Annotated in this window: 16 protein-coding genes; 7 read left to right on the top strand and 9 right to left on the bottom strand. The window is 66.3% G+C overall.

Features of this window, described 5'->3' with window-relative positions:
- Positions 1-61: 61 nt before the first annotated feature.
- Genes B7P44_RS22895 through fdnG form a run of 3 tightly spaced genes read right to left on the bottom strand, consistent with a single transcriptional unit; the run spans position 62 to position 4681 of the window.
- Complete coding sequence (locus tag B7P44_RS22895) at positions 62-688, bottom strand: formate dehydrogenase subunit gamma (protein ID WP_084908270.1); 627 nt, start codon at positions 686-688, stop codon at positions 62-64.
- The gene (fdxH, locus tag B7P44_RS22890) at positions 685-1599 is read right to left on the bottom strand and encodes a formate dehydrogenase subunit beta (RefSeq protein WP_084908269.1); all 915 of its coding nucleotides are present in this window, start codon (positions 1597-1599) and stop codon (positions 685-687) included. Before fdxH ends, B7P44_RS22895 begins: the two co-directional genes overlap by 4 nt.
- Before the next feature lie 10 nt (positions 1600-1609).
- On the bottom strand, positions 1610-4681 hold the full coding sequence (gene fdnG, locus B7P44_RS22885; protein ID WP_157721093.1) for a formate dehydrogenase-N subunit alpha: 3072 nt from the start codon (positions 4679-4681) through the stop codon (positions 1610-1612).
- 151 nt (positions 4682-4832) lie between these two features.
- Between fdnG and B7P44_RS22875 the strand changes: the two genes are divergently transcribed.
- The 4 genes from B7P44_RS22875 (at position 4833) to B7P44_RS22860 (ending at position 8985) form a co-directional block, all read left to right on the top strand.
- On the top strand, positions 4833-5747 hold the full coding sequence (locus B7P44_RS22875) for a YihY/virulence factor BrkB family protein (protein WP_084909978.1): 915 nt from the start codon (positions 4833-4835) through the stop codon (positions 5745-5747).
- 391 nt (positions 5748-6138) lie between these two features.
- Positions 6139-7317 (top strand): porin, encoded by a 1179-nt coding sequence (locus tag B7P44_RS22870; RefSeq protein WP_084908266.1) that lies wholly within the window; start codon positions 6139-6141, stop codon positions 7315-7317.
- Positions 7318-7761: 444 nt separating this feature from the next.
- Positions 7762-8382 carry a helix-turn-helix domain-containing protein gene (locus B7P44_RS22865; protein WP_084908265.1) on the top strand — a complete coding sequence of 207 codons (621 nt, stop codon included), beginning with the start codon at positions 7762-7764 and terminating at the stop codon, positions 8380-8382.
- A 54-nt stretch (positions 8383-8436) separates the two neighbouring features.
- Positions 8437-8985: a GNAT family N-acetyltransferase gene (locus tag B7P44_RS22860; RefSeq protein WP_084908264.1), complete on the top strand. Its 549-nt coding sequence runs from the start codon at positions 8437-8439 to the stop codon at positions 8983-8985.
- A gap of 230 nt (positions 8986-9215) precedes the next feature.
- Here B7P44_RS22860 and B7P44_RS22855 read toward each other — a convergent pair whose 3' ends face one another.
- Positions 9216-9659 (bottom strand): HU family DNA-binding protein, encoded by a 444-nt coding sequence (locus B7P44_RS22855; RefSeq protein ID WP_042587451.1) that lies wholly within the window; start codon positions 9657-9659, stop codon positions 9216-9218.
- A gap of 258 nt (positions 9660-9917) precedes the next feature.
- On the opposite strand from B7P44_RS22855, the gene B7P44_RS22845 reads away from it, so the two are divergent.
- Both B7P44_RS22845 and B7P44_RS22840 read left to right on the top strand, forming a co-directional pair.
- On the top strand, positions 9918-11036 hold the full coding sequence (locus B7P44_RS22845; RefSeq protein ID WP_084908262.1) for an acyltransferase family protein: 1119 nt from the start codon (positions 9918-9920) through the stop codon (positions 11034-11036).
- Positions 11037-11117: 81 nt separating this feature from the next.
- Positions 11118-12113 (top strand): dienelactone hydrolase family protein, encoded by a 996-nt coding sequence (locus tag B7P44_RS22840; protein ID WP_084909977.1) that lies wholly within the window; start codon positions 11118-11120, stop codon positions 12111-12113.
- A gap of 100 nt (positions 12114-12213) precedes the next feature.
- Here B7P44_RS22840 and galU read toward each other — a convergent pair whose 3' ends face one another.
- Both galU and B7P44_RS37210 read right to left on the bottom strand, forming a co-directional pair.
- Complete coding sequence (gene galU / locus B7P44_RS22835; protein ID WP_084908261.1) at positions 12214-13101, bottom strand: UTP--glucose-1-phosphate uridylyltransferase GalU; 888 nt, start codon at positions 13099-13101, stop codon at positions 12214-12216.
- Positions 13102-13341: 240 nt separating this feature from the next.
- The gene (locus B7P44_RS37210) at positions 13342-13485 is read right to left on the bottom strand and encodes a hypothetical protein (protein WP_010099202.1); all 144 of its coding nucleotides are present in this window, start codon (positions 13483-13485) and stop codon (positions 13342-13344) included.
- A 216-nt stretch (positions 13486-13701) separates the two neighbouring features.
- Between B7P44_RS37210 and B7P44_RS22830 the strand changes: the two genes are divergently transcribed.
- Positions 13702-14880 (top strand): acyltransferase family protein, encoded by a 1179-nt coding sequence (locus B7P44_RS22830; RefSeq protein WP_084909976.1) that lies wholly within the window; start codon positions 13702-13704, stop codon positions 14878-14880.
- 232 nt (positions 14881-15112) lie between these two features.
- Here the strand turns inward: B7P44_RS22830 and B7P44_RS22825 are convergent, their stop codons facing one another.
- From B7P44_RS22825 to B7P44_RS22815, 3 genes are read right to left on the bottom strand one after another with little or no spacing between them, the layout of a single operon-like run.
- Complete coding sequence (locus B7P44_RS22825) at positions 15113-17566, bottom strand: glycosyltransferase family 4 protein (protein WP_084908260.1); 2454 nt, start codon at positions 17564-17566, stop codon at positions 15113-15115.
- Positions 17563-19029, bottom strand: coding sequence for a flippase (locus B7P44_RS22820; RefSeq protein WP_084908259.1), 1467 nt, complete (start codon positions 19027-19029; stop codon positions 17563-17565). Before B7P44_RS22820 ends, B7P44_RS22825 begins: the two co-directional genes overlap by 4 nt.
- A 26-nt stretch (positions 19030-19055) precedes the next feature.
- Entirely contained in the window at positions 19056-21242 is a 2187-nt protein-coding gene (locus B7P44_RS22815; RefSeq protein ID WP_162296928.1) for an NHL repeat-containing protein, read from the bottom strand.
- Positions 21243-21667: the final 425 nt, after the last annotated feature.

The raw sequence follows: 21667 nt of genomic DNA, 5'->3' as shown, positions 1-21667 counted from the left end.
TATCGGCGCTTCGGGCGGTTCCGACGACGGACGGGGCGGCGCGCCACCCCGTCCCGGCGCGCTACTTCACGCTTTCACGGAACCACTTCGGGTGGTGCTTGCGCGCCCAGCCGAGGGTGACCGTGCCGCGCACCATCGCCCGGATCGAGCCCTTGACCCACAGCGCCGCATAGATATGCGTGACGATGCCGGCAATCAGCACGAACGCCGCGACGGCATGGACTACTGCCGCGAGCCGGATCACCCCGATCGGGAAGTAGAACGAGAAATACCGCCGCCAGATGACGATGCCGGACAGCAGCAACAGCGCCAGGCACGCCACCAACGTGAAGAATAGCAGTTTCTGTCCGGCGTTATAGCGGCCGATCTCCGGCAGCTTGTCCTCGCGGTTCGCGAGCACGTCGTCGATCTGGCGCAGCCATTGCACGTCGTCCCGGTCGAGGACGTTGTGATGCCAGTAGCGCACCACCATCACCGCGAACGACACGAACATCACGAGGCCGACGAACGGGTGCAGGATCCGCGTCCACTGGCCGCCGCCGAACAGCGCGGTCAGCCAGAACATCGACGGATGGAACAGCGCCAGCCCGGACAGCGCGAGCAGCACGAACGTGATCGCGGTGATCCAGTGGTTCGTCCGCTCGTTCGCCGTGTAGCGGACGATCAGGTTGGGGTCGTCATGCTTCATTTCACGTCCTCCTTGATGCGTCGCGCCTCGTCGCGGGCGGCGGTTTCCTCTTCGTCGGTCACCTCGTTCGGGCCGACCCGGATGTAGTGGAAGAAGCCCGCGAGCGCCGTCAGCGCGATGCCCGCGACCGCCAGCGGCTTCGCGAAGCCCTTCCACAATTTCACCATCGGGCTGATCGACGGGTTGTCCGGCAGGCCGTGATACAGCGACGGCTTGTCGGCGTGGTGCAGCACGTACATCACGTGCGTGCCGCCGACGCCCTGCGGATCGTACAGCCCCGCATGCTCGAAGCCGCGCTCCTTCAGGTCCTCGATCCGCTCGGCCGCGTGCTGCTTCATGTCCTCCTTGGTGCCGAACACGATCGCGCCCGTCGGGCAGGTCTTCACGCAGGCCGGTTCCTGGCCGACCGCGACGCGGTCGGAGCAGAGCGTGCACTTGTACGCGCGATGATCCTTCTTCGAGATCCGCGGGACGTTGAACGGGCAGCCGGTCACGCAGTAGCCGCAACCGATGCAGTTCTCCTCGTGGAAATCGACGATCCCGTTGTTGTACTGCACGATCGCGCCCGGCGACGGGCATGCCTTCAGGCAGCCCGGGTCCTCGCAGTGCATGCAGCCGTCCTTGCGGATCAGCCATTCGAGGTTGCCGTCCGGGTTCTCGTATTCGGCGAACCGCATCACCGTCCACGAGTGCTCCGACAGGTCGGCCGGGTTGTCGTACACGCCGACGTTGGTGCCGACTTCGTCGCGCAGGTCGTTCCACTCCATGCAGGCCGTCTGGCACGCCTTGCAGCCGATGCACTTCGATACGTCGATCAGTTTCGCGACGCTCCCGGTCACCGGCTCGCGCGCCGTGGGCGGCGGCGTGGTGGTGGCCGAGACGCGCTTGATATCCAGCGATTGCAATGCCATCTCGTTCCCCTTACGCCTTTTCGACCTTCACCAGGAACGACTTGAATTCCGGTGTGTACGAGTTGCCGTCACCCACGGACGGAGTCAGGGTATTGGCGAGATAGCCGGGCTTCGTCAACCCCTTGAAGCCCCAGTGCAACGGGATGCCGACCGTCTGGACCTTCTTGCCGTCGACCGTCAGCGGCTTGATCCGCTTCGTGACGAGCGCGACCGCGACGATGTGGCCGCGCTTGGACGACACCCTCACGCGATCGCCGTGCACGACGCCGACTTCCTTTGCGAGGTCTTCGCCGATCTCGACGAATTGCTCGGGCTGGATGATCGAGTTCAGCCGCGCATGCTTGGTCCAGTAGTGGAAGTGCTCCGTCAGACGATAGGTCGTCGCGACGTGCGGGAATTCCGCGACCTTGCCGAACGACGCGCGGTCATCCGGGAACACGCGGGCGGCCGGGTTGTTCAGCGCCTGCGGGTTGTTCGGATGGAACGGGTTCGCGGCGAGCGGCGTCTCGAACGGCTCGTAGTGCTCGGGGAACGGACCTTCGTTCATCCCGGCGCGCGCGAAGAAGCGTGCGACGCCTTCCGGGTTCATGATGAACGGGCCCATGCCGCCCTCGGGCGATTCGTCGGCTTTATAGTCGGGAATGTCCGGGCCCGACCACGCGCTGCCGTTCCAGCCGATCAGTTTCCGGGTCGGGTCGAACGGCTTGCCGTTGACGTCGCACGACGCGCGGTTGTACAGGATCCGCCGGTTCGCGGGCCACGCCCACGCCCAGCCGAGCGTCTGGCCGATGCCGGTCGGATCCGAGTTGTCGCGCCGTCCCATCTGGTTGCCGGCCTGCGTCCACGACCCGCAGAAGATCCAGCAGCCGCTCGCCGTCGTGCCGTCGTCCTTCAGCTGCGCGAAGGCGGCGAGCTGCTCGCCCTTCTTCACGAGCGTCTTGGCCGGATCCTTCGGATCGGGCAGATCGGCGAGCGCACGCCCGTTGAACTCCATCGCAAGCTCTTCGGGCGTCGGGCTTTCCGGGTTCGCGTACGGCCAGGTCAGGTTCACGATCGGGTCGGGGAACTTGCCGCCATCTTTCTTGTACGCATCGCGCATGCGCTGGAACAGCCCCGACATGATCTCGAGATCGCTGCGCGCCTCGCCCGGCGGCTCCGCGCCCTTCCAGTGCCATTGCAGCACGCGGCTCGAACTCACGAGCGAGCCGTTTTCCTCCGCGAAGCACGTGGTGGGCAAACGGAACACCTCGGTCTGGATCTTCGACGAATCGACGTCGTTGTAGTCGCCGTGGTTCTTCCAGAACTCCGACGTCTCGGTCGCGAGCGGATCCATGATCACGAGCCACTTCAGCTTCGCGAGCCCCGCGGCCGTCTTCACCTTCGAAGGCGCCGCCGCGAGCGGGTTGAAGCCCTGGCAGATGTAGCCGTTGATCTTGCCGGCATTCATCAGCTCGATCGTCTGCAGCAGGTCGTACTGCTTGTCGAGCTTCGGCAGGTAGTCGTAGCCCCAGTTGTTCTCGGCGGTCGCCGCATCGCCCCACCACGACTTCATGAAGCTGACGTGGAAGGCCTTGTAGTTCTTCCAGTAGCTGAGCTGGTTCGGCCGCAGCGGCAGCTGCACGCGCTTCTTGATATAGCCGTCGAAATCCTGCTCGGACTGCATCGGCAGCGTCATGTAGCCCGGCAGCAGGTTCGACATCAGCCCGAGGTCGGTCAGCCCCTGGATGTTCGAGTGGCCGCGCAGCGCGTTCATCCCGCCGCCGGCGATGCCGATGTTGCCGAGCAGCAGCTGCACCATCGCGCCGGTGCGGATGATTTGCGCGCCGATCGAGTGGTGCGTCCAGCCGAGCGCGTACAGCACCGTGCCGGCGCGGCCTGGAACGGCCGTTGTCGCGAGCATCTCGCAGACCTTCAGGAACTTGTCCTTCGGCGTGCCGCACACCTGCTCGACCATCGCGGGCGTATAGCGCGAGTAGTGCTGCTTCAGCAGGTTGTAGACGCAGCGTGGATGCTGCAGCGTCGGGTCGACCTTCACGAAGCCGTCGTCGCCACGTTCGTAGTCCCAGCTCGACTTGTCCGGGTACGCGTGCTTCTCCGCGTCGTAGCCGGAATAGATGCCGTCGTTGAACGTGAAATCCTCGCGCACGATGAACGAGAAGTCCGTGTAGTTCTTCACGTACTCATGCTGGATCTTGTCGTTCGTCAGCAGGTAGTTGATGACGCCGCCCAGGAAGGCGATGTCGGTGCCGGTGCGAATCGGCGCGTAATAGTCCGCCACCGAGGCGGTGCGCGTAAAGCGCGGGTCCACGACGATCAGACGCGCCTTGCGGTGCGCCTTCGCTTCCGTTACCCACTTGAATCCGCACGGATGGGCCTCGGCTGCATTGCCGCCCATCACCAGAATCACGTCCGCGTTCTTGATGTCGACCCAATGGTTCGTCATCGCTCCACGGCCAAACGTCGGGGCAAGACCTGCCACCGTCGGGCCATGTCAGACACGCGCCTGATTGTCGAACGCGAGCATCCCCGTGCTGCGGATGACCTTGTGCGTCAGGTAGCCGACCTCGTTGCTGCCCGCCGACGCGGCCAGCATGCCGGTCGTGAGCCAGCGGTTGACCTTCGCGCCGTCCTCCGTCGTCTCGACGAAGTTCGCGTCGCGGTCGGCCTTCATCAGCTTCGCGATCCGGTCGAGCGCGTCGTTCCACGAGATGCGCTCCCACTTGTCCGAGCCGGGCGCACGGTATTCCGGATGCATCAGGCGGCTCGGGCTGTGGATGAAGTCGATCAGGCTCGCGCCCTTCGGGCACAGCGTGCCGCGGTTGACCGGGTGATCGGGATCGCCTTCGATGTGGATGATGCTGGACTGCGCATTCTTCGCGCCGTCGCCAAGGCTGTACATCAGGATGCCGCAGCCGACAGAGCAGTATGGACAGGTGTTGCGCGTTTCGACGGTTCGCGCCAGCTTGTACTGACGGACCTCCGCGAGCGCTTCGGTCGGCGAGAAGCCCATGAGGGCAAGACTCGATCCGGCGAGCGACGTGGCGGTCACTTTCAGGAACTGGCGCCGGGACATTTGTAGCATGATGGTCTCGGCTTTATTGTGGGGGGATCGAAAGGAATTATAGACAGTTCACGCAACTATGTTCGAATCTTCGTATCAATATTGAATTGTCCGATGTGCACAAATGAATCTTTACGTGGCGCCGGCCTCCCGCGTCACGACCCGATACGCGATGAAACCACATATTCCCGCTGATGCGACACGCCTGGCAAGACGGCAGGCCAACTGGGCACTGGCCGCCTTCCGGCGCTTCTCGTCCGACCGCTGCACGACGATGGCCGCGAGCATCGCGTTCTACTCCGCGTTCTCGCTCGCGCCGATGCTCGTGATGGTGATCGCGGTGGCCGGCTGGTTCTACGGCGACGACGCCGCGCGCGGCCAGGTGTTCGAGCAGGCGCACCAGTTGATCGGCGACGATGCCGCGGCGAGCGTGCAGACCATCGTCCAGAACGCGCACCGCAGCGGCGAGCGCGGCGGTCTCGCGACGCTGATCTCGTTCGGCGCGCTGGCGCTCGGCGCGTCGGCCACGTTCTCGTCGCTCAGCGCCGCGCTGAGCGTGATCTGGCCGGCGACCGAGAGCCGCTGGTCGAGCGTCCTCGGCCTCGTGCGGGTGCGGCTGATCTCGTTCGGGCTCGTGCTCGGCGTCGCGTTCCTGCTGATCGTGTCGCTCGTGCTCGACACCGCGATCACGTTCGTCGGCACCTGGCTGTGGGGCGATTCGCCCTATATCGCGATCACCAACCTGCTGCAGTTCTTCGTCGGCATCGGGGTCCTCGCGGGCGCGTTCGCCGCGCTGATGAAGTTCCTGCCGGACGCGCGCGTCGCGTGGCGCGACGCCGTGATCGGCGGCACCGTGTCCGCGATCCTCTTCTCCGGCGGCAAGAAGCTGTTCGCGCTGTATCTCGCGCATGCCGGCACCGCGAGCGCGTTCGGCGCGGCCGGGTCGTTCGCGGTGCTGCTGATGTGGCTGTACTTCTCCGCCGCCGTGCTGCTGCTCGGCGCGGAATTCGCGGCGGCCCGCGGCGCAGTGCGCGAGCGGCTGGCCAACGCATGGGCCGAAGCGGCGCCGGCCGACCGGCCGCGTTGATGCCGGCGTATTCCGCGCAAATAGCACAACTCGCTCATCCAGGTCTCTTCGGGCTGTTACGCAGTCGTGTCCACGCGCTTGCAGGTTCGCCGGTGTCCATGCGGCGCGCAAGCGCATCCGCAAACGTTTGCCTTCCCCACTTTCCTCGCATCATTGCGCCGAACCGGCCGATCTCCGATGCACCACGATGGAACACACAACAATCGCATTGCAGCAGATGTCAACTATTTCAAAAATAGGAATGGTCTTCGATGTCCTTGATCTATATGGGTTTTTCCGCGCTGTGATGTTTTGGAGACACTTTATTTTTTGAGCTTTCTTGCGTGTGTGGCAGTGAGCTATTCTGCAATCCGCAACAAATAACGAATCCCTCGCGTGGAGAAACTCAACGATGAAGAAACTCGCTCTGTCTACCCTCTCGCTGGCTCTGCTGGGTGCAGCCGGCGCCGCACAAGCTCAATCGAGCGTCACGCTGTACGGCGTCGTCGACACGTCGATCGCTTGGGTTCACGGCAATAACGGCCAGGCCAACAACTCGTGGCAAATGCTGTCGGGCAACCTGTCCGGCAGCCGCTGGGGCCTGAAGGGCTCCGAAGACCTGGGTGGCGGCCTGAAGACGATCTTCCAGTTGGAAAACGGCTTTGACGTCGGCACCGGCGCGCTCAACCAGGGTGGCCGCATGTTCGGCCGTCAGGCTTACGTCGGTCTGGAACACGCCCAGTACGGTACGCTGACGCTGGGTCGCCAGTACGATCCGAGCGTCGACCTGGTTCAGGCCGTGACGGCCGACAACTACTACGGCGCGTTCTTCGCAACGCCGGGTGACGTCGACAACAACGACAACAGCATCCGCGTCAACAACGCGATCAAGTACACGTCGCCGGTCTTCTCCGGCCTCCAGTTCGAAGGCATGTACGCACTGAGCGGCCTGGCGGGCCAGCCGGGCACGGGCCAGTCGTGGAGCGCGGGTCTTGCGTACAACAACGGCCCGTTCGGTATCGCCGCGAGCTTCCTGCGCGTGCAGAACAGCAACGATCGCACGATCACCGCGAAGGGCACCGGCGGCTGGAACAGCCCGACGGCGACCGGCATCGGCGTCGAGAACAACCCGATCCTCGGCATGTACGCAACGGCGAGGTCGGCCAACATCGCGCAAGTCGCAGGCCAGTACGGTATCGGCCCGGTGACGTTCGGCCTCGGCTACAGCTTCGCGCAGTACAAGCCGGACACCCTGTCGTCGTTCACGTCGCAAGAGAAGTTCAACACCGGCCGCGCATTCGTGAACTACCAGGCATCGCCGGCGCTGCTGCTGGGCCTCGGCTACGCGTACACGAAGGCGAGCGGCGACACGGACGCGAAGTACCACCAGGTCTCGCTCGGCGCGGACTACTCGCTGTCGAAGCGCACGGATCTCTACCTGCTCGGCGCGTACCAGCACGCGAGCGGCAAGCAGCGCTTCGCCGCTGGCGTCAACGGGACCCAAGACGCGCAAGCGTCGATCGGCTCGTACGGCTTCGCCGGCAAGAGCTCGCAGGAAATGGTCGCACTGGGCATCCGCCACAAGTTCTAAAAACAACGTTCCCGGCACGCGGCGTCTCCGGACGCCGTGCCGCCGGCCTGCAAAGCCAGTCATCGGTTTCGGCCATGACTGGCTTTTTTCTTGCCTGCTTCCCGCCGCGTGCCGTCGCAGCGCGCCCGACGCACCCTCGCATTTCGCGGCCTCGCGCCCGAGCGCAATCCGCCCCAACCTCGACCGGCAGGCCGGACGGCCAACCGGCGCGTCATGCCGCTACCGCGCACGGCGTACGCGCGTCGTCCAGCCCCTCACCCCGCAACGACCGCATTCTGATCGAACCACGGCCGCCAGGCCGGCCTGCGAACCGACGCGCCATGCCGACATGACTCGCCACCGCGCGAAGGCCACGCGCCGGCTCTGGCGCCGACGCGTACGGTCTCGCCCCGGTCGGGATTCTTGTCGCCGCGATATTCCACTATACTGGAGTTTAAATTCATTATGATGGAGCACCCCGTGCCCACCGACAACACCGTTGACACCGACACCGACGTCAACGAGCGCATCGCCCGCCGCGTGCGCGCATTGCGGGCGACGCGCGGCCACACGCTCGATGCGCTGGCCGCCCGCAGCGGCGTCAGCCGGTCGATGATTTCGCTGATCGAGCGCGGCGCGGCCAGCCCGACGGCGGTCGTACTGGACAAGCTCGCCGCCGGGCTCGGCGTTTCGCTTGCCAGCCTGTTCGACGGCGACCCCGACGACGCGCCCGCGCAGCCGCTCGCGCGCCGCGCGCAGCAGGCGCAGTGGCGCGACCCGGCCTCCGGCTACGTGCGGCGCAATCTCTCCCCGCCCGGCTGGCCTTCGCCGATCCAGCTCGTCGAGGTGAATTTCCCGGCCGGCGCGCGCGTCGCGTACGAAGCGGGGGGACGCGAGAGCGCCGTGCATCAGCAGGTCTGGGTCATCCGCGGGCGCGTCGACGTCACGCTAGGCGATCAGGTACACGCGCTTCGCGAAGGCGACTGCCTGGCGATGCGGCTCGATCAGCCGCTGGTCTTCAGCAACCCGACATCCCGTCCCGCACACTACGTCGTGGTCCTTTGCGAAGGACACGCGGCCGCCTGACGATCGCGCGCCCGTCCGCTCGAGCAACACTTCCTCCAGCCAACAGGAGCCTGAATGAACCCTTCCGAACACCACGACGACGTGCGCTTCGTCGATTGCAGCGAGGCCGAGCACGCGGCGGCCATCCTCGAGATCCTGAACGAGGCCATCGTCAATTCCACGGCCCTGTACGACTACGCGCCGCGCCCCCCGCAGGCGATGGCGGCATGGTTCGCGACGAAGCGCGCAGGCGGCTTTCCGGTGGTCGGCGCGGTCGATGCGTCGGGCCGCTTGCTGGGCTTCGCGAGCTGGGGCACGTTCCGCGCATTCCCCGCCTACAAGTACACGGTGGAACACAGCGTGTACGTGCATCATGAGCAGCGCGGCCGCGGGCTCGGCGAGCGCCTGTTGCGCGAACTGGTCCGCCGTGCGCGCGACGCGCAGGTCCATGTCCTGGTGGGCTGCATCGATGCGAGCAACGCCGGCAGCATCCGCCTGCACACGCGGCTCGGCTTCACGCATGCCGGCACGCTCGCGCAGGTCGGCTTCAAGTTCGGCCGTTGGCTGGATGCGGCGTTCTACCAACTCACCCTGGAAACGCCCGATCAACCGCAGGACGGTTGATCGAATGGCGAAGCGGCAACGCAACGGCGTTGCATGCGCGCAGTCGAGGCCGGGCCGACCCACCCGATAGCCGCGCGCGCATCAACGCATCGCGCGTGCCGCGCTTCGCCCCATCGTCCAACCGCGTCCCGTTCCGCGCTGCAATAAAAAATCCCCGTGCGCTTTCGCACACAGGGATCGTGGGACACCCGACGGCCACCTGCACGAAACAGGCGACCGTTGCGCCGCAGTTAAGCAGCCGCGTCCTTCAGCTTCTTCAGCGCACGTGCCTTCACGCGCACGCTGGCCGGCTTTGCCGGGAACCAGCGCTCTTCGCCCGTGAACGGATCCTTGCCGAAGCGCTTCTTCTTCGCCGGCACGGCTTGCGCCGTGATCTTCAGCAGACCCGGCAGCGTGAACTCGCCTGCGCCCTTCTTGTGGACCGAGCCCAGCACGACGTTCTCGAGTGCGGCCAGCACTGCCTTGACAGCCTTCACTTCGACAGCTGCGCGCTCAGCGATGTGCACTGCGAGCGATGCCTTCGTGAACTTGTCCTTCAGCGGCGTCGGAGCGGCGGGCGCCTTCGCGACAGCCTTCTTGGCCACTACTTTCTTCGCGGGCGCAGCTTTTTTGGCAGCCACTTTCTTGGCCGGTGCGGCAGCCTTCTTGGCCACCTTTTTTGCGGAAGTCGCCATGTTTCTCCTACCAGGTGTGGTCGTTGGATACACGAAGCGCACAACGTGCGCGCTTCAACGCCGGATTCTACAAGCGCCTCGACGCTTCGTGGAGTACTTTTGCGCGTTTTCCGCGGGTTTTCTGCAGGTTTTGTTGCGTGCTGCAGACTACGACACTGCCCGGCACGCAAGAAAACGCCTGTACGTATGCATCAAAACGTGAATTACGTTCGATATTTGTGCGCCTATAGTGGCCGTGCCCAATGCCAGGACACCTTCATGCGCGAAGTCAGACACGTCAAGGGACTCGACGGCCTGCGAGCCATCGCGGTCATCCTCGTCTTCCTGTCCCACAAGGGCCACGTCCTCGCGATCGACGTGGGGAGGCTTGGCGTGTGGACGTTTTTCTTCATCAGCGGCTTCCTGATCGTGGGCGAGCTGCACCGCAGCCGACAGGCGGTCGAGCACGGCACGTTGTCGCGCCGCCATGCGCTCAGCCTGTTCCTCGCCAAGCGCGTGCTGCGAATCTTCCCCGTGTATTACCTGCTGCTCGCGTCGCTCGCGATCGCGCATGCGCTGTTCTATCAGCGCGGCGTCGACCTCGGCCTCGCATGGCACGCCCTCTTCCTGTCGAACCTGTGGATCGGCGTCGTCAAGAACGGCTGGCCCGGCACTACATCGCATTTCTGGAGCCTCGCCGTCGAGCAGCAGTTCTATCTGATCGCGCCGCTCGCGCTGCTCGCGACGCGCGCGGCGCGGCACATCGCGCTCGGCATCGCGGCGGTCGCGCTCTGCGCGGCCGCGCATCTCGGCCTCTATCTGGCCGACGCGTCGCCGGTGCTGATCTACGCGTTTTCCCCGTGGAATTTCGCGCTGATCGCGCTCGGCGGCATCGGCGCGATGGCGCTCGCCGAGCACGGCCCCGCGGTGGCGCGCTACGCGCCGCCCGGCTGGCTCGCGGCGGCGGGCGTCGTGACGTTCCTCGTGCTGCCCGCATGCGTCGCGCTGCCGGGCGCCGCGGCGGGGCTCGCGGATTTCGGGCTCTCCGCGTCGCTCGGCGCACTGCTGCTGTGGATCGTCCGCGAGCCCGAACATTCCGCCGTCGCGCTGCTGGAATGGCCGCCGCTCGTCTATCTCGGCACGATCAGCTACGGCTTCTACCTGTTTCACAACCTGATCCCCGGGCGTTTCGGCGCGACGCAAGCGCTCTACCAGTACACGCGGTTGCCGCCGTTCGCTCGGGACGTGCTGCCCCAGATGCTGCAATTCGGGCTCGCCATGCTGCTCGCGCATCTTTCCTGGCGCTATCTCGAAAAACGGCTGCTGGATCGCAAGAAGCCGATTGCCGAACGGCTGACGCGCCATTTCGCGGCGCCGCAACGCACGTCCGTGCGCTGAGCCGGCTTGCAACGGGCCGGCGATGCACTACGCTTTCAGCAGCAGGTCGGTCGCCGATACGCGGTGAACAAGGACGTCGCCATGCTTACGCGTGAAAGCCATTGTGCGTGTTTCCGCCGTGTCGCGCCGGCATTGCTCGGTCTCGTGCTTGCGCTCGCGCCGTCGGCCGGACGGGCGCAGGCGCGGATGGAAGTGATCCCGTTCGAGTCGCTGACGATGACCGACGACGCGTTTCTCGCGGGCCGCGAGGACGGCAAGCCCGTCACGATCGCCGGCGAACTGCGCCTGCCGCGCGTCGGCAGCGAGCGCTTCCCGCTCGTGATCCTGCTGCACGGCTCCGGCGGGATCAGCAGCTACGTGACCGACTGGGAACGCGAACTTCTCGCGATGGGCGTCGCCACCTTCGTGATCGACAGCTTCACGAGCCGCGGCCTCGTCAGCGTGAACGACGACCAGGCGCAGGTCGGCCGGCTCGTGCAGATCGAGGATGCGTACCGCGCGCTCGCGGTGCTCGCGAAACATCCGAGAATCGATCCCGCGCGCGTGATGCTGATGGGTTTTTCCCGCGGCGGCCACAGCACGCTGTATGCCTGCCTCACGCGGTTCCAGCGGATGCACGCCGCATCCGCGGCCCGCTTCGCCGCGTACGTCGCGTTCTATCCCGGCTGCCCGGTCGCCTATCGCGACGACGACGACATCGCCGCGCGGCCCGTGCGCGTGTTCGCCGGCACCGGCGACGACTACACGCCGATCGCGCCGTGCCGCGCGTATGTCGAGCGGCTGAAGGCCGCGGGCCGCGACGTCCGCCTGACCGAATACCCCGGCGCCCGGCACGTATTCGACGGGCGCGCGTACGACCCGCCGCTGACCTTGCCGAAAGCACAGACATTGCGCCACTGCCGGCTCGTGGAAAACGACCGCGGCCAGGTGATCGATACCGACACCCGGCAGCCGTTCTCGTATGCCGACGCGTGCGTCGAGCGCGGCGCGACCATCGGCTATGACGAAAAGGCGGCCGCCGACGCCAGAAAGGCCGTCGCGACCTTCGTCACCGAGACGCTCAAGCCGGCCCGCTAGCGGATTGCAGCAGGCCCGCGCCCATGAAAAACGCCCCGGCGCACAAGGCGAACCGGGGCCAACGGAACAACCACCACCTGAAACTTGACGCGCAGGGCTGCTAAGCGACGGCAGCCAGCGCAGGCAAACAGGTCCGCAGGTACGCTTCGAACTCGCGGCTCACTTCCGGATGCTGGAGCGCCAGCTCGACGGTCGCCTTGAGGTAGCCGATCTTGCTGCCGCAATCGAAACGCGTGCCGTAGTAGCGATACGCGAGCACCTGCTCGTGCGCTAGCAGCGACTGCACCGCGTCGGTCAGCTGCAGCTCGCCGCCCGCACCGGGCTTGATCTTGCGCAGGTGATCGAACAGCGTCGGCATGAACACGTAGCGGCCGACCACGCCGAGATTCGACGGCGCATCCTCGGGCGACGGCTTCTCGATGATGCCCGACAGCTTGATGATGTCCTCTTCCCACTCACGGCCCTCGATCACGCCGTACGAGCGGCTGTCCTCGCGCGCGATCGTTTCGACGCCGATCACCGAGCTGTGATAGTGGTTGAACACGTCGACGAGCTGCTTGAGCACCGGCTGCTCGCCGTGCAGCAGGTCGTCGGCGAGGATCACCGCGAACGGCTCGCCATGCACCAGCTTCTCCGCGCACAGCACCGCGTGGCCGAGACCGAGCGCTTCCGGCTGGCGCACGTAGAAGCAGTCGACGTGGCTCGGCTTGATGCTGCGCACCAGCTCGAGCAGCTTCTCCTTGCCGCGCGCCTCGAGCTCCGCCTCGATTTCGTATGACTTGTCGAAGTGATCCTCGATCGCGCGCTTGCTGCGGCCGGTCACGAAGATCATTTCCGTGATGCCGGCATTGATCGCTTCCTCGACCGCATACTGGATCAGCGGCTTGTCGACGACGGGCAGCATCTCCTTCGGACTCGCCTTGGTCGCCGGCAGGAACCGTGTGCCGAGACCGGCAACGGGGAACACGGCCTTGGTAACTTTCAACATGATTGCATCCTGATTGCGTTGAGCGCGCCGCCTCGCATCGTTTCGCGACACGGCACAATGAATGTCCGGATGGCGCGGCACGATTCAATGGCACATTGAAACCGGCCCGCCGCCGCTATTACCGGCGGCACCTAATCGCGCTACCGGTTCGATTAATGGATAATCGTCGCCAAGCCGGTCGATATTGCCGGTGAGCTGCATCGACCGACGACAATTTACCGATTTTCCGGATACAAATTTTTACGATTCGAATTCCTCGACATAGGGCGCGCCGCCCCACTCGAAGCGCGGTCGAATCGGCTCGTTCTTCAGCGCTTCGCGGTATGCCGACACTACGGCCATGACCACCAATACCGCCGCGCTCGCGATCCAATGCATGTCCATCTTGCCGCTCCTTGCGTCTATCAACTGGAGCTTCAAGCTATCAGAAAAAAATCGACAAATAATTGGCCGTGCGCTGAAACCGATATCGCCGCCCGATAAAACCGCAATCCTGAATCCGATTATTCCACGGCGAGATTTTTTTATTCATTGAGCGAATTCTTCCGGATTACGATGGTGCGAAACTTCCCCTTCATCCGTCGCAAGGAACCGAATCGCATGCAAGCATTCAGCGGATCGACTTTGAATGCGCCGCCCGCCGCCGATCACAAGGAGCACGTGATCGACGCGATGCGCGGCTTCGCGGCGCTGCTCGTCGCCTATTTCCACTGCCGGCAGGTCGTCTGGGTCGGGATGCAAAGCTTCCATCGCGCTTACGGCCACACGCTCGACCCGAGCGTGATCGTCGGCTACCTGACGTTTCCGTTCGCGTGGGGCTCGGCCGGCGTGCCGATCTTCTTCGTGATCAGCGGCTACTGCATCCACCGCAACGCGGCGCTCAAGCTCGCCGCCGATCCGGCCTACCGGCTGAACGCGCCGAATTTCTGGGCGCGCCGCTTCGCGCGCATCTATCCGGTGCTGCTCGCCGCGCTGCTGTTCACGCTCGCGCTCGACGCGATCAGCCTGCAGATCGCGCCCGTCAGCCACAAGATCCGCGACGTCGGCCTGAGCGCGTTCCTCGTGAACCTGTTCTCGCTGCAAGGCGTCGCCGGCTATACGTACGGCTCGAACGGCGCACTGTGGACGCTGTCGCTCGAAGTGCAGTTCTACGCGATCTACCCGCTGCTGTTCGCGATCCGGCGGCGCATCGGGATGCCGGCCGTCGTGGCCGGCATCGCGCTCGTCAACGTCGCGTCGGCCTGGCTGCTCGAACGGCACGACCTGCAGTTCTTCACGTCGTACTGGCTGTCGTGGACGATCGGCGCGTGGATCGCGGACGTGCGCGCACAGCAGGCGCGTACGGCGAACGCCGCCGCGCCGTCGCGCGCGTGGTACGCCGCGGCCGCCGTGCTGCTCGCCGGCGGCTGCGCCGCGTTCCACTATGGCCAGTACGGCGCGTTCCAGCTGTGGGCGGCCGGCTTCGCGTGCTTCCTGTACCGCGCGCTCGCCCGTCCGCCGCGCACGACGCCGCCGCTCGCCGTGCTCGGCTGGTTCGGCGACTTCAGCTACTCGCTGTACCTGATCCACCTGCCGCTGTTCGTCTGCGTCGGCTCGGTGCTCTATCGCTCCGAACTGCAGCTGTCGATCTGGCCGTCGTTCGCGTTCATGGCGCTCGCGATTCCGGTCGCCTACCTGTTCTATCGGCTGTTCGAACGGCCCGCGATGATGTGGTCGGCAAGCCTCAAGCCGTCGCGCGGCGCGCGGGTCGTCGCGCCGGCGCCCGAACGGGCCGTCTGACCGCCTGACCGTCAGGTCTGGCAGCAAGCCCCCCGCGTGACACATCGCTGCGCGGGGGCTTTTGCTTGATGACTGTCGCGCCCGGAACGAATCGCCGCGGCGCCCTCCGCCTTCAGCACGACCCGCCAGCTTCCCTCGCACGAACAAAGCCCCCGCGCAGCACATCGCCGCGCGGGGGCCGATTCAACCTGCCGCATGCCGGGGCCGAACGTCGGCCCCCGCGGGCGACGCGCTACCGCTGCTTCGCCGCCCGCGCGGTATCCGCGAGGATCTTCTCGACGCGTTCCACGTAGGTCTTCGTGCCGAAGCGGCGCAGCGCCGTCACGTAACCGCTCGCGACGAGGCGCTCGCGCAGCGCGCGATTCGACTGCAGCGCGACCAGCGCGTCGCCCAGCGCATGCGCGTCGCCCGGCTCGCACAGCAGGCCGTTGTCGTCGTGCTCGATGATCTCGACGACGCCGCCCGCGCGCGCCGCGACGACCGGCCGCCTCGCAAGCATCCCTTCGACGATCACGCGCCCGAACGGCTCGGGCGTGATCGACGTGTGCGCGACGACGTCGACCGCCTTCATGCACGCGGCCACGTCGCGCTGGAAGCCGAGGAAATGCACGCGGTCGTCCATCCCGTGCCGCGCGACGGTTTCGTGCAGTTGCGCCGCATAGTCGTCCTCGCCGAACAGCGGCGCGCCGACCAGCACGACGTGCATGTCCGGATGGCCGGCGGCGGCTTCCAGCAGCAGGTGCTGGCCTTTCCAGCGCGCGAGCCGGCTGAACGAGCCGACCAGCCACGCGTGCTCGGGCAGCCCGAAGCGCACACGCAGCGCGGCCTGGCTGACGCCGGCCAGCGCGTCGAACGGCTCGGCCGAGATGCCGTTGAACACGACGTCGACGTGCTGCGGCGTGAAGCCGGTCAGCGCGCGGAACGCCTGCGCGGACGCGTCGGAGTTCGCGATCACCCGCGTCACGCCGAGCCGCGCGCAAACCTTGATCGCGAGCAGCTGCTTGCGGCCGAAATGATCGTCGCTGACGATGTCGCGCAAGTGCCAGACCACCGGCTTGCGCGCGAGCCGCCCGGCCAGCGCGGCGACCACCATCGCGCGCTGGGTGTTCGCGTAGATCACCTCGGCGCGGCGCGCACGGCGCGCGACGTCGCGCACGAGCCGCAGCAGCTGCGTCACCGCGCCGGCCGACACGCCGCCCTGCTTGCGCACGCCCGCGAGCGCGCCCTGCTCGACGACGTCGACGCGTGCACCGATCTCGTCGAGCGCCGCGCGAAACGGCCCGTCGGCGAACAGCAGCACGTCGGCGTTCGCGCGCATGTGCTTCATGATCTCGAGCAGCGACAGCTCGGCACCGCCCAGCACGCCGCTCTGGTCGAGCACGAGCGTCGCCGGGCCGCGCGCGGCGGGCGGCGGCGCGGCGCCCGCGCCTTGCCACGCGGTCGCGCCGGGCAGCGCGGCCTCGACGTAATCGAGAAAGCGCCGCCGGAACGTGTCGGCGGAAAACCGCTCCGCATTCGCGCGGCACGCCTGCGGCGTGAAGCGCTGCGGCGCGCGTTCGAAATCGTCGACGGCCGACACGATCGCGCGCGCGGTCTGCTCGTCGAAGAACAGCCCGGTCGGCCGCGCGCCCGACTGCGGGTCGAGCACGGTTTCGAGCGCGCCGCCCTTGCCGTACGCGATCACGGGCGTGCCGCAGGCCTGCGCCTCGACCACCGAGATGCCGAAATCCTCCTCGGCCGCGAACACGAACGCCTTTGCGCGGCGCATCCGGTCGTGCAGCACCGCGAACGGCTGGTAGCCCATGATCTCGACGTTCGGCCCCGCCTTCGCGCGGACCTTCTGCATTTCCGGGCCGTCGCCGATCACGACCAGCTTGCGCTCCGGCATCTTCGAGAACGCCTCGACGATCAGGTCGATCTTCTTGTACGGCACCATCCGCGACGCGGTCAGGTAGAAATCCTCCTTGGCCGCGTTCAGCGAGAACGCGTCGACGTCGACCGGCGGGAAGATCACCGCGGCGTCGCGCTGGTAGACCTTCCGGATGCGCCGCGCGATGAACGCGGAGTTGGCGACGAAGCCGTCGACCGCATTCGCGGTGCGCGTGTCCCAGTTGCGGATGTAATGCAGGATCATCCGCGCGAGCAGCGATTTCGGTCCGTGCGTGAGGTTCGACTGCTCCAGGTACTGGTGCTGCAGGTCCCACGCATAGCGGATCGGCGAATGCACGTAGCTGATATGCACCTGGTCGGGCCCGGTCAGCACGCCCTTCGCGACCGCATGGCTGCTCGAGATCACGAGGTCGTAGCCCGACACGTCGAGCTGCTCGATCGCGAGCGGCATCAGCGGCAGGTAGCTGCGGTACTTGGTGCGCGCGAACGGCAGCTTCTGGATGAACGACGTCGTGACCGGCTTGCCGCGCACGAACGCGCGGTCGTCGAGAAAATCGACGAGGCTGAACAGGTCCGCGTCGGGAAAGCACGCGATCAGCTGCTCGAGCACGCGTTCGGCGCCCGCGTAGGTGACGAGCCAGTCATGGACGATCGCGACGCGCAGCGGGCGGGCCGGATGGCGCGCGGGCGCGGCTTCGCGGGGCGCGGCCTGGCGCAGCGCGACGGCGTCGGCCGTCACCGACGCTTCGGCCGTAGCCGCGTTCAGGATGGCGTGTTCCGCCAGATCGCGATTCATATGGGTTTCCTCGCATTGATACGGACGATCAGGCCGCGGGCCAGCGTGCGCAGCCCCGGCGTCATCGTGAGCGACCACGCGACGTTCAGCACCAGCACGACCGCGCAGATGACGATCGATTCGACGAGCCCCGGCCACGCGTGCGCGAGATAGAGGCTCGCAAGCAGGAACGCGAGATGCGCGGCCATGTCAAGCACGATCGCGCGCATCCGGATCGCCGACAGGTAAAGCAGCACGCCGTAATCGACGAGTGCGCGCGCGGCGACGACGACCGCCGCGCCGATCAGCCCGAAATGATGGATGCCGAGCCACAGGCCGCCGACGAAGAACGGCATCTGGACGAGCCCGGCGAACGCCGCGCGGGACGGGTTGACCTGCGACTGGATCAGGATGCGCGTCACGCTCGCCTGCCCGACGAGCCACACGCTGATCACCAGCACGCGTCCGACCGGCGCCGAGTGCGCGGCGAGATCGGGGCCGACCCACAGCGCCAGGAATGGCCCGAGCGCAAAGATCGCGACGATGGCGATCGGCGTGAACACGCCGTTCAGGAATTCGAGCGACTGCCGCGCGAGCGTATCCGCGTGGTCGCGGCCGACCGCCGACAGGCGCGGGAACAGCGTGCGCACGAGCGCGTTCGGCAGCATGTTCAGGCGCGTAACGAGGTTCTGCGGCACCGTGTAATAGGTGACGAACTTCGCGCCCATGCCCGCGCCGAGCATCACGCGGTCGAGCGTGTCGGCGATCATGCTGGTCGTGCTCGCGATCAGCATCCAGCCGCCGAAGTTGAACAGCCCCTTCGCGGTGCCCCATTGCGGCGGATCGATGCGGCGGATGCCGAGCACCTTGATGCTCGCGTGGCCGAGCATCACCGCCGCGATCAGGCGTGACACGACCGCCGCGGTGAGCACCGTCTGCAGGTTCGGCGCGATCCACCACGCGGCGCCGAGCGGCAGCAGTTGGAACAGGAACGTGCCGATCGTCTGGTTCGTGTTGAACACGCCGAACCGCTCGGCGCCGTTGATCGCGCCGGCGAACACCCACGACACGTTCGCGAGCGGAATCGCGAGCGCGAGCCACGGCAGCGCGAGATACACCTCGTGCTGCATCGCGGCCGACACCTTGGTGAAATACGCGGTATAGACGAACGCGCCGGAGTAGATCAGCAGCCCGCCCACGATGCCGGTGCCGAGGTTCAGCCAGAACGCGCTCCAGAACACGCGCGCGCTTTCGGCGTCGTCGCCGCTCGCGAGCGCCTTCGAGATGTGGTTCTGCGCGGCCATGCTCATCCCGAGATCGAGGATCCCGAAATAGCCGATCAGCGTCCACACGAGGCTGACGACGCCGTAGCGCTCGACCCCGAGCGCGTGGATATACGCGGGCACCGTCACCAGCGACACGAAGGTCGGCAGGATCAGCCCGATGAAATTGATCGAAACGTTCTTGAGTATGCCTTTGTCCATGCTTGTGCCTTGTGGCGTGCCACCCTTCACGGTTTCCAGCGATACATCAGCACCTTGCCGCGCGCGTCTTCCTCGACGAACACGAGGTACTCGCCGCTCTCGCGCTTCGATGCGCTGATGCCGAACGGCACGTCGACCCAGCCGGACGCCCGGCCGACCTCCGGCCCCGGGTTCATCACGCCGATTTCCTTGCCGGATTCCTTGTCGTACACGTGGATCTTGCCGACCGGCTCCACCGCGAAGATGTAGCGGCCCTCGACCGTGATGCTGGCCAGCGTCAGGATCGGCTTCGCGTCCGGCTGCCACGGCAGCGCGATCGTGTAGCGCGCGACCGGGGAGCCGGTCGACCACTTGTCGAAGCGGATCAGAACGCGGCCCACTTCCTTGCTGATGCCGGGCTGCGGCGGCGCGTCGGGCGTGTAGCCGGTCACGTACAGCGTGTCGGACTGCGGCTCGTAGATCGCGCGGCGCAGCTGCGTGAACGGCTGCGGCATCGGATAGGTCGTGACCTTGTCGTACGAGTAGACCGGGTTGCCGGCGCGGTCGACACCGCCGTAGCGGAACCGGTGGATCCCGCGCGCGTCGCTCGTGCGCCAGATGTCGCCCTTCGTGTCGACCCACCAGCCCCAGCCGCCCGCCTTCGCCTTGCCCGTCGTGTTGATGTCGAACTCGTCGACGTCGAGGCGGCCGTTGCCGTTCGCGTCGCGCCACATCCAGTCGCCGCCCGGCGGCTTGTTCGGCACCTTGTCGACCGGCCGCGCGCGGCCCGCGATCAGGCCCGACGGAATCGCGACCTCGCCGTCGCGCTTCGGATCGAAGCGGTAGATTTTCAGGTGATCCGCGTACATGTCGGTCAGGTACAGGAACGTGCGGCCGTCGACGCGACGCGCCATCGGCGTGCCCGGCCACTGGTCGGTGTGGAACACCGGATCGTCCGGATACTTGAAGCGGTTCGACAGGAAGCCCGCGTACTTCCACTCCTGGCCGGGCGGCTTCGACAGGTCGAGCTCGAAGCGCTTGTTGCCCGTGTACACGCTGTTCGGCCGCGCGGGGTCCATCCATGCGCCGTCGACGAACAGCAGGCCCTGCACCTGCCAGCGCAGCTTGCCGTCCGGCGCGTAGCTCTCGAGCGTCGCGCCGAGGCCCGCCCCGATCGTGTCGTGGCGCGGCCCGATGCCGTTGGTCGCGACGTAGATGTTGCCGGCGCGATCGACGCCGACGCCAGTCAGCCCGTTGAAGCGCTGCGGCCCCGGCCGGCCCGGCACCGCGCCCGAGAAGATGCCGCCGCGCTCGCCGAGCGTGCCCGACGGCGCATAGCCGTTGTCGCCTTTCGCGAAGATCAGGACCTGCTGGCGCGGGCCGTTGTCGGCGACGAGCACGCGGCCTTTCGCATCGACTGCAACGTCGACCGCGTCGGTGTTGTCCGGCAGCGCCGGCGCATCGTCGATCCTGCGGCCGTCCGCGCGCATGTGCACGAGATGCGCGGGCCCGTTCAGCGTATCGGTCAGCAGCCACACCGTGCCGTCGGCCGCGAGCGCGATCCGGCCCGGCTCGTGCGCATTCCACGCGCCCTTCTTCTGCATCGTCTCGGCGTCGTACACGACGACTTCGTCATGCGCCGGATTGGTCGCGAACAGCGTCCTGTCGTCGGCCGCGAGGCCGCCGACTTCCGCCTTCAGCTCGCCCACGTCCGATCTCGCGCTGGCCGGCACCTCGTTGAGCATCATGAAGCTCGCCGCCATCCGCGCGCGTCCGGCGTCCGCGCGCCCGCCGGCCACGACTTGCGGCGCGGCGCGAAACGGCGCCGGCTGCTTCATGTCGCCGATCGCGCGCCGCGAGATGCCGAACCATTGCTTGCCCTTCTCCGGCCAGATGCCGGGCGACACGAGGTGGCCGCGCTCGTTGCCGACGCCGATCGCGACATACGCGTACTTGCTGTTGACCGCGACCGCATTGCCGCCGAGGTTGCCCCAGCCGTGCGTGCCGCCGGCGAAGCCGAGCATCTTGCCGTCCTGGTAGACGCTCGCTTCCGCGCCACTCTCGTCCCACGGCGCATTCGTATACACCTTGCCATCGGGCGTCACCGCGATCGCGCGAATGTCGATCTGCGTCCAGGAGCCGTCGCCGTAACCGAACGTATTGCCGATCCAGGACGTCGTCGCGGGCAGCACCGTTTCGGCCGGCGCGGCCCAAGTCAGCCATGCCGCGCACATCGCGATGGCGGCCAGTATCAGACGTTGCAAAGCGCTTCTCCATTTGCTGCTTCAACGATCCGGCGCGGCGGCCACGGGCCGCGCGAATGCCGTATCGCTAAATGGGTTTCAAACGTCGCGATGCAGGTTACAAGCAAAAATAATCACAAGAAATTTGGAAATATTTGGGGATGTTTCTGCGTGAAATATCGAACCGGAACCCATTCCGAAACACGCGCCGAGGCGGCAAGAACGACCGCCCGACGGTGGTGAGGCTGTAGAAAATGCCGCGCCGGAGCGCCCGGCCCGGGCATCTCGGCCGAAAAATTTTCTTTTGCAATGCGCACGAAAGGAAATCGGATGATTTCCATCAACCCGATGACGTGCGTTTTTTTGCCGATTTCTTTTCCCTAGAATCAATTTCGATTCGATATATCACTTAATCG

Origin of the sequence: Burkholderia ubonensis subsp. mesacidophila (assembly GCF_002097715.1) — a bacterium.
Taxonomy (GTDB): domain Bacteria; phylum Pseudomonadota; class Gammaproteobacteria; order Burkholderiales; family Burkholderiaceae; genus Burkholderia; species Burkholderia mesacidophila.
This window is presented reverse-complemented; position numbering and strand designations above follow the sequence as displayed.

Coding starts and splice junctions, on each gene's coding strand:
- B7P44_RS22895 (WP_084908270.1), bottom strand. CDS start 688: ATGAAGCATGACGACCCCAACCTGATCGTCCGCTACACGGCGAACGAG.
- fdxH (WP_084908269.1), bottom strand. CDS start 1,599: ATGGCATTGCAATCGCTGGATATCAAGCGCGTCTCGGCCACCACCACG.
- B7P44_RS22875 (WP_084909978.1), top strand. CDS start 4,833: ATGAAACCACATATTCCCGCTGATGCGACACGCCTGGCAAGACGGCAG.
- B7P44_RS22870 (WP_084908266.1), top strand. CDS start 6,139: ATGAAGAAACTCGCTCTGTCTACCCTCTCGCTGGCTCTGCTGGGTGCA.
- B7P44_RS22865 (WP_084908265.1), top strand. CDS start 7,762: ATGATGGAGCACCCCGTGCCCACCGACAACACCGTTGACACCGACACC.
- B7P44_RS22860 (WP_084908264.1), top strand. CDS start 8,437: ATGAACCCTTCCGAACACCACGACGACGTGCGCTTCGTCGATTGCAGC.
- B7P44_RS22855 (WP_042587451.1), bottom strand. CDS start 9,659: ATGGCGACTTCCGCAAAAAAGGTGGCCAAGAAGGCTGCCGCACCGGCC.
- B7P44_RS22845 (WP_084908262.1), top strand. CDS start 9,918: ATGCGCGAAGTCAGACACGTCAAGGGACTCGACGGCCTGCGAGCCATC.
- B7P44_RS22840 (WP_084909977.1), top strand. CDS start 11,118: ATGCTTACGCGTGAAAGCCATTGTGCGTGTTTCCGCCGTGTCGCGCCG.
- galU (WP_084908261.1), bottom strand. CDS start 13,101: ATGTTGAAAGTTACCAAGGCCGTGTTCCCCGTTGCCGGTCTCGGCACA.
- B7P44_RS37210 (WP_010099202.1), bottom strand. CDS start 13,485: ATGGACATGCATTGGATCGCGAGCGCGGCGGTATTGGTGGTCATGGCC.
- B7P44_RS22830 (WP_084909976.1), top strand. CDS start 13,702: ATGCAAGCATTCAGCGGATCGACTTTGAATGCGCCGCCCGCCGCCGAT.
- B7P44_RS22825 (WP_084908260.1), bottom strand. CDS start 17,566: ATGAATCGCGATCTGGCGGAACACGCCATCCTGAACGCGGCTACGGCC.
- B7P44_RS22820 (WP_084908259.1), bottom strand. CDS start 19,029: ATGGACAAAGGCATACTCAAGAACGTTTCGATCAATTTCATCGGGCTG.
- B7P44_RS22815 (WP_162296928.1), bottom strand. CDS start 21,242: ATGTGCGCGGCATGGCTGACTTGGGCCGCGCCGGCCGAAACGGTGCTG.